This window comes from Centipeda sp. (in: firmicutes), from assembly GCF_057271695.1.
The window spans coordinates 1-16,753 of the sequence record NZ_DBHIVL010000048.1 but is presented as its reverse complement, the minus strand read 5'-3'; the positions used below and the strand labels follow the sequence as shown (position 1 = coordinate 16,753).

Here is a 16,753-nt window from a genome sequence, read left to right as displayed (position 1 = left end):
TTCGGGCAAAAAAGATGCGTCAAGATGGCGTGGCTGAATTTATCAGTGCTTCCTTTATCCTCCTTACCGTCATTACCCTGCTGAACGTCATGGTCGGCATCGTGGTCGAGGCGGTCGGCACCATCTCCGCAGCGGTCAAGGAAAAGCAGGCGGCGAAGGCGGCGGAGAATGCACCGCCCGAGGTGCGCGATGCCGATGAAATCGAAGCCGAAATCCGTCAGCACCTTGCACAAATCGAAGCATTGTTACAGAAACGAAAGGACGAAGCAATATGAAAACAGTATCGAACAAACAGCTGCGCCGCACCATCCTCTGTGCGCTTGTTGCAGGCATCGTCGCCGCCCCCTTTGCCGCGCAGACGGCGTATGCGCTGCCCATCGAGGGCGCGAACGCAGCGACGAACGCGGACGCGGCGACGATTAGAACGAACGACACAGACATGGACATCACGGGCAAGACGGAGCACAATATCCTCCGCTGGGAGGACTTCTCCATCGACTCGGGCGAGAAGGTGCGCTTCGACGGCGGCAGCCAGACGCGCGACTATCTGAACCTCGTCACGGGCGAGGGTGCGTCGAACATCTACGGCACGATCGAGGGCGGCAGGAACGTCTACCTCGTCAACCCGCACGGCATCCTCTTCGCCGAGGGCTCTGAGGTCAATACGGGTGCACTCTACCTCTCGACGGCGAACATCGACACGGTCGCAGCCGCGGCGGGGACATCATGGAACGGCACAAGCCCACTCTCCGCGTCTGCACAGACGGGCGACGTGCTGAACCTTGGCACGGTAAAGGCGAGCAAACTCTACATCGAGGGCAAGAACGTCAAAGTCCTCAACACGGATGATGTGAAGAACGTAGCGGGCACTGGGACGCTCGAGGGCGGCGCCGTCACCATCCGCAGCGAGGATGCGCCGCACATCGGCTATGATGTCGGCAATAAAGTAGCGAGGAACTTTACATCAGGCTCGCAGCAGGTCTCCGACTATGCGAGCACGAATGTCGTGCATCATGCCGCATCTGCAACATCGCGCACATGGGTTGTCCAGAACCTCAGTGGCACGGCGCATAGGGACTATGACTATATGCTCGTGCATAACGTCTACGATCTCCAGAATATGGACGCGAATCGGGTGAATGCAGCGATTACCGGGTCGAATAAGAAGATTATCGGCAGATATATGCTCGCGAATGACATCGACGCAAGCGAGACAAAGGACTGGAACGAGGGATTTCAGCCGATTGGCAATTCTGATAATAGCATGGGGTCCTTTACGGGACGATTTGACGGCGTAGGGCACACGATCACGGGGCTTACCATTAAGCCACCGGCACCGAACGATACTGTCGGGAGGTATTCTCGCGGGATGTTCGCATACATCGAGGAGCACGCGCTCGTCGAGAATGTCTCCCTGAAGGGTGCCTCCGTGTCGGGAGCGAAGGATGTCGGCGGCATTGTGGGAGTTGCAGAACATTCTACCATACGGAACGTCTCCTTCAGCGGAGAGGTTCGTGGAGACAATACCGATAACGTGGTCGGCGGCATTGTGGGAACGCTAAACCAAAGTACCATTGAGAACGCCTACCATGAGGGCAAAGTCGAAGGGAAGAAGGCTGTCGGCGGCATTGTGGGATATGCGCTTGGCAACTCCACCGTTCAGAACGTCCGAAATGCGGGCAAGGTCTTAGGAAATGAGATGCTCGGCGGCATTGCGGGCTCGGTAGAGGAGAGCAGCGTTCGGAACGCCGTGCAGACGGGAGACGTGGAGCAAAGAACGGGACAGACGGATTCGCAAGTCGGCGGCGTTGTGGGACTTTTGACCGATGCCACGCTCAGCCATGCCGTATGGAAGGAGGGCAGTGTAAAGAACGGGAGCGGTGCTCTTATCCAGGAAAGTGTCGGCCAAACGACGGGAAATAGTACAGCGTTCGATGATATCCAAAAGTGCGACGAGGCGCAGATGAAGCTGGCGGAGACGTATAAGGAGTGGAAGGACGGGAACAACGCCGTCGTTGCCACCGAGGGCGGCAAGAGGACGCCGTGGCGCATCTACGACGGCAAGACCATGCCGCTGCTCAAGGCATTCCTCAAGGGGAAGACTCTTGCAAACCGCGAGAAGGTCTACGACGGCACGGCTCCGACGATTGCGGGCGGCGACCATATTTCCCTCGATGCAGAGAAAAACGTCGGCACATATTATGCCTACAGCGAGCAGTATGACATCGTCGGCGGCGCGTACAAGGTTGTGCCGAAGGAGCTGACGCTCGACTTTAAGAACGACATGCGCTTTGACAAGACCTATGACGGGGGGCGCGATACCGTCACACAGACGCTCACGAATGGGCTGCACTATAATCTCGAGGGCTTTGTCGGCAGCGAGGGCTCAGATGTCGAACTGGCGGGTGGTGTCACGGGCAAGTATGCGGGCAAGAACGCCGGCAGGGATAAGGAAGTGACGTTCCAAAATCTCGCGCTCACGGGCACGGGTGCGAAGAACTATACCGTCAAAAAGGCACGGGGCGTGGGGACAATCACGCCGAAGGCTCTGACGCTCGACCTCGTGGGCGGCACGCGCTTTGACAAGACCTACGACGGCAATGCAAACGTCACGCAGTCACTCACGAAGGGCGGGAACTATACCCTCACAGGCTTTGTCACGGGCGAGGGCAATGGCATTTCGCTTGCTTCCTCCACAGGCACATACACGGACAAGAATGCCGCCGCAAACAAAGCTGTCACGTTTAACGGACTGACGCTCGCGGGCACGGGCGCGGGCAACTACACGCTCGACAAGACCACGCTCACGGGCATCGGCACGATCATGCGGCGTGCGCTGACCCTCGGCGCAGTCGCGGCGCAGACGAAGACCTACGACGGCACGACCGCCGCAGACGCATCGCAGTTCCACGCGGGGCTGAATAATGTCGTCGCGGGCGAGGAGGGTAGCGTAACGGCGACCGCCGGCGGCGCGACCTACAACAACAAGAACGTCGCTGCGGCAAATACCGTCAACTATACGGGCGTTGCCCTCGCAGGTGCGGAGGCGGGGAACTACACGCTTGCCGCGACCACGGCACAGGGCGCGGGCAGCATCACGCGGCGTGCGCTGACCGTTGATACCGTCGCGGCGCAGAGTAAGATCTACGACGGCACGACCTCGGCAGACGCATCGCAGTTCCACGCGGGGCTGAATAATGTCGTCGCGGGCGAGGAAAGCAGCGTGACCGCGACCGCCACGGGCGCGGCGTACAACAGCAAGGATGTCAGGACGGCAAACAAGGTGGGCTATACAGGGCTTGCGCTCCAAGGCATAGGCGCGGGGAACTATACCGTCGCCACGACCGCAGAGGGCGCGGGCAGGATCACGGCGAAGCAGCTGAATCTCGCACTCGCGAGCGGCACGCGCTTTGACAAGACCTACGATGGAAACAACAGGGTCGACCAGTCGCTCACAAAGGGGACGAACTATACCCTCACGAATTTTATCACGGGTGAGGGCACGGGCATCGAACTCGCTTTCTCCACAGGCACATACACGGACAAGAATGCCGCCGCAGACAAAGCCGTGACCTTTGGCGGGCTGACGCTCACGGGTACGGGCGCGGGCAACTACACGCTGAACAAGACCACGCTCACGGGCACAGGTACGATCTCACAGCGCACACTGACGCTCGGCATGGTGGCGGGGCAGACCTTTGACAAGGTATACGACGGCACGCGGAATGCGGGCGACGCGTTGAAAAAGGGCGAGAACTATACCCTCTCGAACTTTGCGGATGGAGAGGGCGCGGGCATCACGGTCACGAGCACGGGCACGGGCAGCTATGCGGACAAGAACGTCGGCACACACGCGGTAAACTACACGGGGCTGACCCTCACGGGTGCGGGCGCGGGCAACTATCGTCTGAATACGGCGACGCTCACGGGCACAGGAAAAATCACGCCGCGCACGCTGACGCTCACCGCCGCGCCGCAGAGTATCGTGCAGGGCGCGCCGCTGCCCTCCTTCACGGGACGTGCGGAAGGCTTCGCCGACGGTGAAGACGCATCCGTATTCGGTACGGACGGCATCACATTTGGCACGACGCTGACGAATACCGATACGCCGGGAAGTTACGGCATCATGGGACGCATCGGCAGCACGAGCGACGGCGTGCTCGGCAACTACCGCATTGGGCAGGCGGCGGGCAATGCGCGTGCATTTAGCATCGCCGCGCCCCTTGCAGGCGGCGTCCTTGCCGCACTCGTGCAGGATGCCGCACCGCGCTTTGATCTGGGCTTCGGGCAGGAGGTCTATGTATTCGGCTTGCCGCGTCCCATCCCCACGGCAACGCTCGGCATCTATCGCTTCGATGCGGAACGTGCCTTCGAAATTCAGGGCTTGCGTCTTTGATGGCGCATATCCGTGTTTCGTTACATCTTTGTGAAAAGGAGTCTTTCCGTTGAAGATAAAAGAAAAACACGCACGCATCAAGCTTGCGCTGCCCCTTGCGGCGGTGTTTCTGCTGCCGAGCACAGCCTTTGCAGCGACGAATTTGCCGCAGTCCGATGCGCATCTGCCCGAAAAGGTACAAGAAAACGCACTTGAAAGCAGCCTGCCGACCGTAGGCGGCGGCAGTGCGGCGGCAGCCTTCCGCCTTTCGCGCATCGATATCGAGCAGGACGGCACACAGCTGAATGCGGACGATCTGAACCGCAAAGCGGCAGGATATACGGAGCGCACCATCTCCACAGCGGAGCTGAATACGCTCCTCGGTGACCTCACCGCCTACGCACGCAGTCACGGCTATCCCGCCGCTGCCGCCTACCTCCCGCCGCAGACGAATGCGGACGGCGCACTCACGATCCGCATCCTCGCGGGACGCTATGGGAAAATCACGATTGACAATCGTACCGCCATCGAGGACGGACAGCTTCGCCGCCTCGCCCACGCGCTCCATACGGGCGCACCCATCGAGGGACGACGGCTTGAAAAGGCACTGTATAACATCGCCGCCCTCGGCGGCATCGAAGCGGCGGGACTGCTCTCGCCCGGCGCAGACTTCGGTACGAGCGACCTCACCATCCGCGTGCGCGATGGGAAGCGACAGAGCTTCGTCCTCTACAGTGAGAACTACGGCAGCAAGTCCTCGGGACGCTACCGCTACGGCGTGCAGGCGAGCCTGTCGAACATCACCCGCAGCGGCGATCGTCTGAGCCTTGCCGCGACGCTCTCGAACGAAGACCTCCGGAACTACAGCATCAACTATACCCGACCCATCGGCGTGGATGGCACCGTGCTCGGTCTCGGTGTCAGCCGCATGGACTACGAGCTTTCGGGCGCATTTCGCCGCCTTGGCGCAGCAGGACACGCCGACACCGTGAGCCTCTTTGGCACATCGCCGCTCCTGCGCACGTCGCGTGATACCCTGAGTCTCACCTATGGATGGGACTACCGCAAACTCGAGGACAAGAACGTCGGCATGACCCTCGAAAAGCACAGCAATGCCGCGCATATCGGCGTACGCGGCGAGATGGTCCGCCCGCGCACGCGTCTGACCTACGACCTCACCGCCTATCATGGCACGATTGCGTCCGACTCGGCGATGGCAGAGGGGCAGATGCGGCGTGCGGGGACAGAGGGCAGCTTTACCAAGGGCGTGCTGAATCTCGGCGTGCGGCAGGAACTCGGCGGACGTTTCCATCTGAACCTCAAGACACAGTTCCAGGCGGCGGGGGACAACCTCGACAGCTCCGAGGAGATCTACCTCGGTGGGGCAAATGGCGTGCGCGCCTACCCGCAGGGCGAGGGCTCGGGCGACAGCGGCTATCTTGCGAGTGCGGAGCTGGTCTATCGGACGGGCATCCCGCATCTCGATCTCAGCACCTACTATGACACGGGGCATGTGGTATACGCGCATGACGGCGTGGATGGCGGCACGACACTCAGCGGCTGGGGCATCGGCGTATCCTACAGCCGCCCCGGCGACTACTTCCTGCGGCTCGATTGGGCGCGGCGCATCGGCCTTGCGCGGAACGCGAGCGAGGAGGCAAAGGCAAAGAACCGTCTCTGGTTCATGATCGGCAAAGTGTGGTAGAGCACTTTTCTCATACCGTGCCTTACACAAAAACGAGGAATCCCTGCACATGCAAGGACTCCTCGTTTTTATTTGCATCTCTTTAGTTCTTATCGTTCGGTGTGATGTCGATGGGTGCATCCTCGAGTACCTGCTGCTCCTCCTCGGGCTTGCGCTTGCGAAGGAAGAAGAATGCGCCTGCGCCGATGAGGACGATGACAACAACGATCGTGCCGATGATTGCCGTCTTGTTCCAGAGGCGGAACGCGACCTCGATCTTCGACGACTCACCCGTCACGAGCGTCTTGCCGAGGTTCCATGTGAGCTGCTTGCCGTCGTTCTCCGAGCGGTCGGCGTTCGAGCTCGTGGGTGCGACGGGCAGCGTCATCTGATAGGTAAACGTGATGTTGCTCGCGAATGCGCCTGCGCCGCCGCCGTTCTGGCTGCCCTCAAAGAGCAGGTCGAAGTTGTAGTCCGTGTAGAACAGGCTCTTGTTCGCGGTGATGCCCGTGTTCTTGCCCTCGTTCGCCTTGAAGAAGTCATTTTCCGACAGCTTGTCGATCGTGGCGTAGTGCTCCGTAATCTCGTAGCCCGACATGTTCTCCTTCGTCACAGGCGTAACCTGCGCGTCCGGATTCTTCGCCGTCGTCGCCGCCTTGCTCTGCTCGACAATCTCGGCGAGCATGGGCACGCTGACGAGCGTCGTCTTGAGGTCAGCACTGCCGTCCTCGTTGATGACGACGTTCACATCGCCGCTGAAGCAGCCGCTCGTGAGTGCGAGTACGCCGAACATCGCTGCCGCGAGGACGGTGCGCATCGTGCGTGTGCATCGTGTCAGAAACATAAGATACCTCCTATAAATTCAAATGATACCAATTCCATTATATTTTACATGAGCCTGTTTGATTTTGCAAGATGGACGATTGACAGGGGCTGTGGAGGATTTGCAGGCATTGAGCGGGCAAAAGATGCGCTAAGATGGCGTGGCTGAATTTATCAGTGCTTCCTTAAGGCCCTCTGGAAGCACGGTGCGGCGGCAGAGGTCATTGCCGAGGCGGGCATGAGCGCACTCTACGGACTGCCCGTTCACATCGGGCAGATCGGCACGAGAACGGTCTGCGTCGGCGGGGATATTGCGTGAGGTTCGCGTCTTGAAATTTGAAATATGCTGTGCTATACTATGCGTAGGCGAACACGGACTGACACAGACGTCACAAACGATGAAGCCCTCGTGAAGAAGTGGAGATTCTTCACGAGGGCTTCTCGCACATTTATGGGGCGTGCTCACCTTGGGCTAGCTACTCAACGAAGGCAGGCATCTAACCACTTGCAGATGTAGTAGGCTACTACACTTGCCGCGACGGCCTGCACGAAAACACGGGCTGACATGACATCACCCCCTCTGCTACTTGAGTGTCGGGGAGAGTAGCATGAACAGTATAGCACAATATTTATTGTCGAGAAAAGAGGAGGATACCTCATGGCACACGATGATGAGCCGAAGATGCTCTTTCCCGAGATATATGATCGTCGGCATTTGAATACGCTGTATCGTGCGATCCCTCTCACGGACAACAAGTCGCGTTTGCTGCGGAAGTATTTTAATGCGATGGCAAATCTCTACGGCATTATCACGCTGCGCGAAGCACTTGCGGTCATTCGGCATTTTAGCCCGCGCACGCCGCTGACGGACGAGGAGTTTCTTGCCTTTGCGGAGATTGCGCGCCACGAGTGCGAGGAGTACTGGATTTTGGGGCTCGAGGAGCTCTATATTGATGCGCCTGTGAGTAATCCGCTCGACCGTGAGATCATCCATCTGCTGCTGTTTGACTCGGAGGATGACCGCTATCATGCAACCCTGAGGAATCAGGCAGATAAACCCCTTTACTTGCCGGAGAGCAAAGAGGCACTGCTCGCCTATGATCGTCTGCTTGACATTGAGCAGACGCCGCAGCAAAAAGCGTTCTCTGATTTCCTCAGAGCTCGTATGCCATCCGACTGGTCGGCGGCTGAGCGCAGGCACGTCCTTTATGATATTTTTGATATGCTTCGCATTGATGTCGATACGAACAGTCTGGTCAGCTTCATGGATGATCTGGGAATCCATGTGATGAACGAGAACGATGTCGAGTACTTTGCGGAGCTCTATATGGACTGTGTGAACAATACCCGTCTCTTTGCAAATCGTGGATATACGCCGCATGAACTTGCAGCGATGCGGCCGGCGGACTACTACGAGCAGCCGCAGACGGCATCCATCGGGCCGCAGATGCGTGCGATGCTTGCCAGCGGCGCTATGACTGTGGAGGATTTGCGGCAAGAGTTCCTCACGGTGGATCTTCCGCATGAGAATGTACGCAAAGCTTTTTTGGCGGAACTCGATGCGGTTGCAGCGGAGCTTGAAGCGTTGAAAAAGAAGGAGAAAGTCGGGCGCAACGAGCCCTGCCCCTGCGGCAGCGAGAAGAAGTATAAAAAGTGCTGCGGCAAGTGATGTGCGCATTGGTGCAAGAAAATTTCACAAAACGAAAAACACCCCTTGACACGAGAATTGAGAAGTAGTATTATATAATGACCTATTGAGTGAGAATGGGGATTTGTGCGCCTTTTTTCGGGGAGGATGAGGGGACGCGCTGATTCGTGCAGTCTGTCCGATTGCGGAAAAGCGTATCAGTCTCCTGTAGACTTCACGGCTCGTGTTAGAAAGGGACAACAGAGCAAGGTATTCAGATGGTTGCCTTGTTCTTTTTGTGTCTTTGCAATTACGTCGGTGCACGAACTCCATCAACGATATCCAGCGAAAGGGTGACAGCGTTCATGTTCAATCCTGTGTCGGTCGGCCGTCGCACCAGGTACAGCTACGCGCGTATCAAGGAAGTTATGGAGATGCCGCATCTCCTCGACATCCAGCGCACGAGCTATCAGTGGTTTCTTGAGGTGGGACTCGCGGAGATTTTCCGCGACATCTCGCCTATTCAGGATTTCTCGGGGAATCTGATCCTTTCGTTTGAATCATTTGCGCTCGGTGAGCCGAAGTACGATCTCGACGAGTGCAAGGAACGCGACGTGACCTATGCCGCGCCCCTGCGCGTGAACGTGCGTCTCGTGAACCGCGAGACGGGCGAGATCAAGGAGCAGGAGGTCTTCATGGGCGATTTCCCGCTCATGACGGATACGGGCACGTTCATCATCAACGGCGCGGAGCGCGTCATCGTCAGCCAGCTCGTTCGCTCGCCCGGCGCCTACTACGGTGTCGAGATCGATACGTCGGGCAAGGAGCTCTACAACGCGACGATGATTCCGAACCGCGGCGCATGGATCGAGCTGGAGACGGATGCGAACGACATTGTGTCCGTGCGCATTGACCGCACGCGCAAGATGCCTGTGACCTACCTCATCCGCGCACTCGGCTACGAGACGGATGCGGAGATCCGCGAGCTCTTCGGTGACGATCCGCGTATCCTCGCGACGATTGAGCGCGACACGGACGAGGTCAAGACGCGCAGCAAGGCGGTCATTGAGATCTACCGCCGCCTGCGCCCCGGTGAGCCCGCGAACGAGGACAATGCGCGGACGCTGCTCGAGACGCTGTTCTTTGACCCGCGCCGCTATGATCTGGCGACGGTCGGTCGCTATAAACTGACAAAAAAACTCGGCTGGCGTCGCCGTCTCCTCGGCAAGGTGCTTGCCCATCCTGTCGTTGACAAGGAAACGGGTGAGATCGTGTTCCCGCAGGGCGAGCCGATCACGCAGGACATGGTGGATGCCGTGAACGCGGAGCGTGAGGCGGCACTCTTTGGCGAGGGCGAAATCGTCAGCTTTGACGTGCAGAAAGCCGACGGCGATGTGTACCGCATGCTCTGCGCGCCGACGCGTGACTATCAGTTCCGCACGGTGACGCGCGAGGATGTCATGGCGGCGATCAGCTACCTGCTCGGCCTCATGGACGGATTCGGCAATACGGACGATATCGACCACCTCGGCAACCGCCGTGTGCGTGCAGTCGGAGAGCTGCTGCAGAACCAGTTCCGCATCGGCCTTTCGCGCATGGAGCGCGTCGTGCGCGAGCGCATGTCGATCCAGGAGACGGAGAGCATCACCCCGCAGGGGCTCATCAACATTCGCCCTGTTGTGGCGGCGGTGAAGGAGTTCTTTGGCTCCTCGCAGCTCTCACAGTTTATGGATCAGCACAACCCGCTTTCGGAGCTGACGCACAAGCGCCGTCTCTCGGCACTCGGTCCCGGCGGCCTCTCGCGCGAGCGTGCGGGCTTCGAGGTGCGCGACGTGCACAACTCCCACTACGGGCGCATGTGCCCCGTCGAGTCCCCCGAAGGTCCGAACATCGGTCTCATCGGTTCTCTCGCAAACTATGCGCGCGTGAACCGGTTCGGCTTTATGGAGACCCCATACCGCCGCGTGGACAAGGAGAACCGTCGCGTGACGGAGGATGTGCGCTATCTGACGGCGGACGAGGAGGACGAGCTCATCATCGCGCAGGCGAACGAGCCGCTCGATGACAGCGAGTTCTTCGTCAACGAGCGCGTCACGGCGCGTTTCCACGAGGAGACGGGGCTGCACCACCGCGACCGCGTCGACTATATGGACGTGTCGCCGCGTCAGGTGTTCTCGATTGCAACGGCAATGATCCCGTTCCTTGAGAACGACGATGCGAACCGTGCGCTCATGGGCGCAAACATGCAGCGTCAGGCGGTACCTCTCCTCAAGACGCAGGCACCGCTCGTCGGCACGGGCATGGAGTACAAGGCCGCGTGCGACTCGGGTGTCATGGTGCTCGCCAAGCACAGCGGCGAGGTCACGGAAGTTACGGCGAATACGATCACCGTCCGCACGGATGAAGGTGCGTTCGACAACTATAAATTGCAGAAATTTGTCCGCTCGAACCAGGCAACCTGCATCAATCAGAAGCCGCTTGTCTATGTGGGTGACCGCGTGGCGGAGGGACAGCCCATCGCCGACGGTCCGTCGACGGACAACGGCGAACTTGCACTCGGCTACAACATTGTCGTTGCCTATATGCCGTGGGAGGGCTACAACTACGAGGACGCGATTCTCCTCAGTGAGAACCTCGTCAAGCGCGACCTCTACACCTCGATCCACATCGAGGAATACGAGTGCGATGCACGAGACACGAAGCTCGGTCCCGAGGAGATCACGCGCGACATCCCGAACGTTGCGGAGGATGCGCTCAAGGATCTCGACGAGGAGGGCATCGTCTCCATCGGTGCGGACGTGCGTCCCGGCGACATCCTCGTCGGCAAGGTCACGCCGAAGGGCGAGACGGAGCTGACGGCGGAGGAGCGTCTCCTGCGTGCGATCTTCGGCGAGAAGGCGCGTGAGGTGCGCGATACCTCGCTGCGCGTGCCGCACGGCGAGGCGGGCAAGATCATCGACGTGAAGATCTTTACCCGTGAGAACAACGACGAACTGCCGCCCGGGGTGAACCGCCTCGTGCGTGTCTATATCGCGCAGAAGCGCAAGATCTCGGTCGGCGACAAGATGTCCGGCCGCCACGGCAACAAGGGCGTTGTCTCGCGGATCATGCGTCAGGAGGATATGCCCTTCCTGCCGGACGGTACACCCGTCGACATCGTGCTGAACCCGCTCGGCGTTCCGTCGCGTATGAACATCGGGCAGGTGCTCGAGACGCATCTCGGTATGGCGTGCCGTGTGCTCGGTCAGCGCATCAAGGAGGGCGACCCGACGGTGGAGGGCGACCTCCGTGCGGCGGGTTACAATTTTGATACAAACGGGATGCCTGTTCCCGACGTGGCGGGCATTCACATCGCCACACCTGTCTTTGACGGCGCAGGTGACGACGATGTATTCGGCACGATTCGCGCGGCGGGGCTGCCCGACGACGGCAAGACGGTGCTCTATGACGGCCGCACGGGCGAGCCGTTCGAGAACCGCGTTACGGTCGGCTGCGTCTATATGCTGAAACTGCATCACCTCGTTGACGACAAGATTCACGCGCGCTCCACAGGACCGTACTCGCTCGTCACGCAGCAGCCGCTCGGCGGCAAGGCGCAGTTCGGTGGACAGCGTTTCGGCGAGATGGAGGTCTGGGCACTCGAGGCATACGGCGCGGCATACACACTGCAGGAGATCCTGACGGTGAAGTCCGACGACGTGGTCGGGCGTGTCAAGGCATACGAGTCCATCGTCAAGGGGGACAATATCCCCGAGCCGGGCGTTCCAGAGTCGTTCAAGGTGCTCATCAAGGAGCTGCAGGCGATCGGTCTCGATATCAAGGTGCTCAACGAGGACGCGAAGGAAATCGCGATCCGCGACGAGGAGGACGAGGACATCGGGGAGAAGGCTCGTGCGCTCGAACTGGATGTGGAGGGCGTCGATGAGACGGGGACTCCGCCTCCACCGCCCGCAGACACCTACGACGAGGAGGAGAGCGGCGATGAGGAGGTTTCCGATGACGACATCATCGCGCACATCGGCAGCGGCGAAGAGGCGGTCGATGATATGGATTCCCTGATGCGGGGCGGGTTCGACGGTATTGACGAGCCGAATGAGGATGATCTTTAAGGAAGGGAGTGACATCGATTGCTGGATGTAAACAATTTTGATTCAATGCGGATTGGACTCGCTTCCCCCGATAAAATTCGTGAGTGGTCGCACGGCGAGGTAAAGAAGCCTGAGACCATCAACTACCGAACGCTCAAACCCGAGCGTGACGGACTGTTCTGCGAGCGGATCTTTGGCCCGACGCGCGATTGGGAGTGCCACTGCGGCAAGTACAAGCGCATCCGCTACAAGGGTGTCGTCTGCGACCGCTGCGGTGTCGAGGTGACACGCGCGAAGGTGCGCCGTGAGCGCATGGGACACATCGAACTCGCTGCGCCCGTGTCGCACATCTGGTACTTCAAGGGCATTCCGAGCCGCATGGGGCTCATCCTCGATGTATCCCCGCGTTCGCTCGAGAAAGTCCTCTATTTCGCCTACTACATCGTCATTGATGCGGGTGAGACGGATCTCAAGAAAAAGGAACTGCTCTCCGAGCGTGAGTATCACGATGCGCTCGAAAAGTATGGCAATACGTTCCGCGTCGGCATGGGCGCGGAGGCGATCAAGGCACTGCTCGAGGAGCTCGATCTCGAAAAGATGAGCGAACAGCTCAGGAGTGACGTGCGGACGACCTCCGGACAGAAGAAGGTGCGTGCGATCCGCCGCCTTGAGGTGGTGGAGGCATTCCGCAAGTCCGGCAACAAGCCCTCGTGGATGATTATGGATGTCGTGCCGGTCATTCCGCCTGATCTGCGCCCAATGGTGCAGCTCGACGGCGGCCGTTTCGCGACCTCCGACCTCAACGATCTCTATCGCCGTGTCATCAACCGCAACAACCGTCTGCGCCGCTTGCTCGATCTCGGTGCGCCCGACATCATCGTGCGCAACGAGAAGCGCATGCTGCAGGAGGCGGTGGATGCACTCATCGACAACGGCCGCCGCGGCCGTCCCGTCACGGGACCCGGCAACCGCGCCCTCAAGTCGCTCTCGGATATGCTCAAGGGCAAGCAGGGACGCTTCCGTCAGAACCTGCTCGGCAAGCGCGTCGACTACTCGGGACGCTCCGTTATCGTCGTCGGCCCCGAGCTGAAACTCCATCAGTGCGGTCTGCCGAAGGAGATGGCGCTCGAGCTCTTCAAGCCGTTTGTCATGAAGAAACTCCAGGCGGACGGCGCGGCGCACAACATCAAGTCGGCAAAGCGGATGGTCGAACGTGCGCGTCCCGAGGTCTGGGATGTGCTTGAGGATGTCATCAAGGAGCATCCCGTGCTGCTCAACCGCGCACCGACGCTGCATCGTCTCGGCATTCAGGCGTTCGAGCCGGTACTGACCGAGGGGCGTGCGCTGAAGCTGCATCCGCTCGCGTGTACGGCGTACAACGCGGACTTTGACGGCGACCAGATGGCGATCCATCTGCCGCTCTCGGCAGAGGCGCAGACCGAGGCGCGCGTGCTCATGCTCGCGGCGAATCACATCCTCGCACCGAAGGACGGAAAGCCCATCATCGTGCCCTCACAGGACATGGTGCTCGGCTCGTACTACCTCACAAAGCTACGTCCCGGTGCGAGGGGCGAGGGGAAGGCGTTTACGGGCATCGCTGAGGCACTCCTCGCCTATCAGGAGAAGGTGCTCGACCTGCAGGCGGAGATCCGCGTGCAGATTGCGGACTACGGACTGGTCCGTACCTCCCTTGGCCGTCTCATTTTCAGTGAGAGCCTGCCCGAGGCACTGCGTCACTACCGTCAGGACGAGACAACGGGCGAGTGGAGCCTCGGCGTTCTCATGAACAAGAAGGAGCTCGGCAAGCTCGTTGCAAACTGCTACGATCACTTCGGCGCGACCAAGACCGCCGAGGTCATCGACAATGTGAAAAATCTCGGCTACCACTATGCCTGCATTGCGGGCATGACGGTCGCCGTCTCCGATGTCATCGTTCCGCCGAAAAAGAAGGAGATCATCGCCGATACGCAGGCGCAGGTCAACAAGGTCGAGCGCCAGTACGGACGCGGTCTCATCACGGAGGACGAGCGTTACAAGAAGGTTGTCCAGCTCTGGACGAAGGCGACGGACGATGTCGCGGACGCGATGATGGACAACATGGATTCATTCAACCCCATCTTTATGATGGCGGACTCGGGCGCACGCGGCAACAAGCAGCAGATGCGTCAGCTCGCGGGGATGCGCGGTCTGATGGCCGACCCGTCGGGTAAGATCATCGACCTGCCGATTACGGCAAACTTCCGCGAGGGACTCACCGTTTCCGACTACTTCATCTCCTCGCACGGTGCACGCAAGGGTCTTGCCGATACGGCACTGCGTACGGCGGACTCGGGCTATCTGACGCGCCGTCTCGTCGACGTGGCACAGGATGTCATTGTCCGCGAGGAGGACTGCGATGTCTCCGCAATCAACCTCATGCAGGTGCGTGCGCGGCTTGCAGAGTCTGCATTTGACGCGCTCGAGCTGCTGGTTGAGAGCCTGATGGGGCGTCTTCTTGCGGCGGCGATCTACGACCCTGAGACGAAGGAAGTGCTCTATCCGCAGGACACCGTCCTCGACGACGAGGTTCTCGAGACCATCGGCGAGCGCGACATCCGTGAGATCATGGTGCGCGGCTCCTCCGTGAGCGTCGAGGGGGCTGTCAGCAATGCGATGATCACGGAGAGCATCACGCTTGGTGAGCCGGATGCGAAGAGGCGCAAAAAGGCGCGCACGGCGATTGTCCGCGAACTCAGCGGCAAGGAAGTCGTGCGCGAGGCGGTGCTGGACGACGGCACAATACTCGCCGCCGAGGGCGATCTTCTCACGGACAAGATGGTGGAAGCCATCATCAACTCGGAGCTGCATGACCTCCACATCCGCAACAACAACGTGCGCGGCATCGAGGTCGAGGCAATCACCGAGGGCACGGGCGTCATCGAGTCGCTTGCCGACCGCATTGTCGGTCGCGTGCTCGCCGAGGACATTGTGGACGAGGCGACGGGTGAGACGATTGCGCACATCAACGATCCCGTGGACGAGGCTCTTGCAAAGCGCATCGAGGGCGTGCGCAAACACGTCTCCATCCGAAGCGTGCTGACCTGCAAGTCGCAGTTCGGCATCTGCATGAAGTGCTACGGCCGCGACCTTGCCAACCAGGCGGAGGTCGAGATCGGCGAGGCGGTCGGTATCATCGCCGCGCAGTCGATCGGCGAGCCGGGCACACAGCTCACGATGCGTACGTTCCACTCGGGCGGCGTCGCGGGCGACGATATCACACAGGGGCTGCCGCGCGTCGAGGAGCTCTTTGAGGCACGCAAACCCAAGCACAATGCGATCATTGCCGAGAACGAGGGCGTTGTCGCCATCGACGACACCGGCAAGGGGATGCGCACGGTCACGATCACGCCCGAGGGCGGCGCAGGGCGCGAGTACTCCGTACCGTTCGGCGCACGCATGGCAGTGCGCGACGGTGCGACGCTGAAGATCGGCGACAAGATCACCGAGGGCTCGGTCAACCCGCACGACATCCTGCGCGTCTGCGGCCTGCAGGCGACCCAGCGGTATCTCGTCTACGAGGTGCAGAAGGTCTACAAGTCGCAGGGCGTTGAGATCAACGATAAGCACATCGAGGTCATGGTGCGGCAGATGCTGCACAAGGTCAAGATCGAGGAGTCAGGCACGACAGAGTTCCTGCCCGGTGAATACATCGAGATCAATGCGTTCGAGGCGGCGAATACGAAGGCCATTGAGGAGGACGGCGAGCCCGCTGTGGCGAAACCAATTCTGCTCGGCATCACGAAGGCATCGCTCGCGACGGACTCCTTCCTCTCGGCGGCATCCTTCCAGGAGACCACGCGCGTCCTCACCGACGCTGCGATCAAGGGGAAGATCGATCCGCTCGTCGGACTCAAGGAGAACGTCATCATCGGCAAGCTCATCCCTGCAGGCACGGGCATGACCCGCTACCGCAACCTGGAGATTGTGGACTTTGCGCCGCAGGTCATGAAAGCAGCTGAGGTGGAAGAGATCGTCGAAGAGGTACACGAAGAGGTCGACCTCTCGCGGCTGGAACAGCTGACGAACTGAGCTGTTGCAATTTCATTTTTGCTGCGGTATCCTCTAGGGAATCGCTGATAAAATAGACCCTCAGATTGGCGTAGATTTTTTCGTCCGAA

General features: G+C 59.9%; 6 protein-coding genes and 1 pseudogene. 6 read left to right on the top strand and 1 reads right to left on the bottom strand.

The features are described 5' to 3' along the window. From ACO6BQ_RS08250 to ACO6BQ_RS08240, 3 genes and pseudogenes are all read left to right on the top strand, one after another. Positions 1-275 (top strand): annotated as a pseudogene (locus ACO6BQ_RS08250) (hypothetical protein); the annotation flags it as partial. After that, positions 272-4,396 (top strand): YDG domain-containing protein, encoded by a 4,125-nt coding sequence (locus ACO6BQ_RS08245; RefSeq protein WP_489120386.1) that lies wholly within the window; start codon positions 272-274, stop codon positions 4,394-4,396. The pseudogene ACO6BQ_RS08250 and the gene ACO6BQ_RS08245, both read left to right, overlap by 4 nt. A gap of 49 nt (positions 4,397-4,445) precedes the next feature. Next, positions 4,446-6,080 carry a ShlB/FhaC/HecB family hemolysin secretion/activation protein gene (locus ACO6BQ_RS08240; RefSeq protein ID WP_489120385.1) on the top strand — a complete coding sequence of 545 codons (1,635 nt, stop codon included), beginning with the start codon at positions 4,446-4,448 and terminating at the stop codon, positions 6,078-6,080. A gap of 82 nt (positions 6,081-6,162) precedes the next feature. Here ACO6BQ_RS08240 and ACO6BQ_RS08235 read toward each other — a convergent pair whose 3' ends face one another. After that, positions 6,163-6,903, bottom strand: coding sequence for a hypothetical protein (locus ACO6BQ_RS08235; RefSeq protein ID WP_489120384.1), 741 nt, complete (start codon positions 6,901-6,903; stop codon positions 6,163-6,165). Positions 6,904-7,539: 636 nt separating this feature from the next. On the opposite strand from ACO6BQ_RS08235, the gene ACO6BQ_RS08230 reads away from it, so the two are divergent. From ACO6BQ_RS08230 to rpoC, 3 genes are all read left to right on the top strand, one after another. Continuing rightward, complete coding sequence (locus ACO6BQ_RS08230; protein WP_489120383.1) at positions 7,540-8,550, top strand: SEC-C metal-binding domain-containing protein; 1,011 nt, start codon at positions 7,540-7,542, stop codon at positions 8,548-8,550. A gap of 323 nt (positions 8,551-8,873) precedes the next feature. Next, the gene (gene rpoB, locus ACO6BQ_RS08225) at positions 8,874-12,617 is read left to right on the top strand and encodes a DNA-directed RNA polymerase subunit beta (protein WP_489120382.1); all 3,744 of its coding nucleotides are present in this window, start codon (positions 8,874-8,876) and stop codon (positions 12,615-12,617) included. 45 nt (positions 12,618-12,662) lie between these two features. Continuing rightward, positions 12,663-16,664, top strand: a complete 4,002-nt coding sequence (rpoC, locus tag ACO6BQ_RS08220) for a DNA-directed RNA polymerase subunit beta' (protein WP_489120387.1) — start codon at positions 12,663-12,665, stop codon at positions 16,662-16,664. Positions 16,665-16,753 lie beyond the last annotated feature (89 nt).

Coding starts and splice junctions, on each gene's coding strand:
- ACO6BQ_RS08245 (WP_489120386.1), top strand. CDS start 272: ATGAAAACAGTATCGAACAAACAGCTGCGCCGCACCATCCTCTGTGCG.
- ACO6BQ_RS08235 (WP_489120384.1), bottom strand. CDS start 6,903: ATGTTTCTGACACGATGCACACGCACGATGCGCACCGTCCTCGCGGCA.
- ACO6BQ_RS08230 (WP_489120383.1), top strand. CDS start 7,540: ATGGCACACGATGATGAGCCGAAGATGCTCTTTCCCGAGATATATGAT.
- rpoB (WP_489120382.1), top strand. CDS start 8,874: ATGTTCAATCCTGTGTCGGTCGGCCGTCGCACCAGGTACAGCTACGCG.
- rpoC (WP_489120387.1), top strand. CDS start 12,663: ATGCGGATTGGACTCGCTTCCCCCGATAAAATTCGTGAGTGGTCGCAC.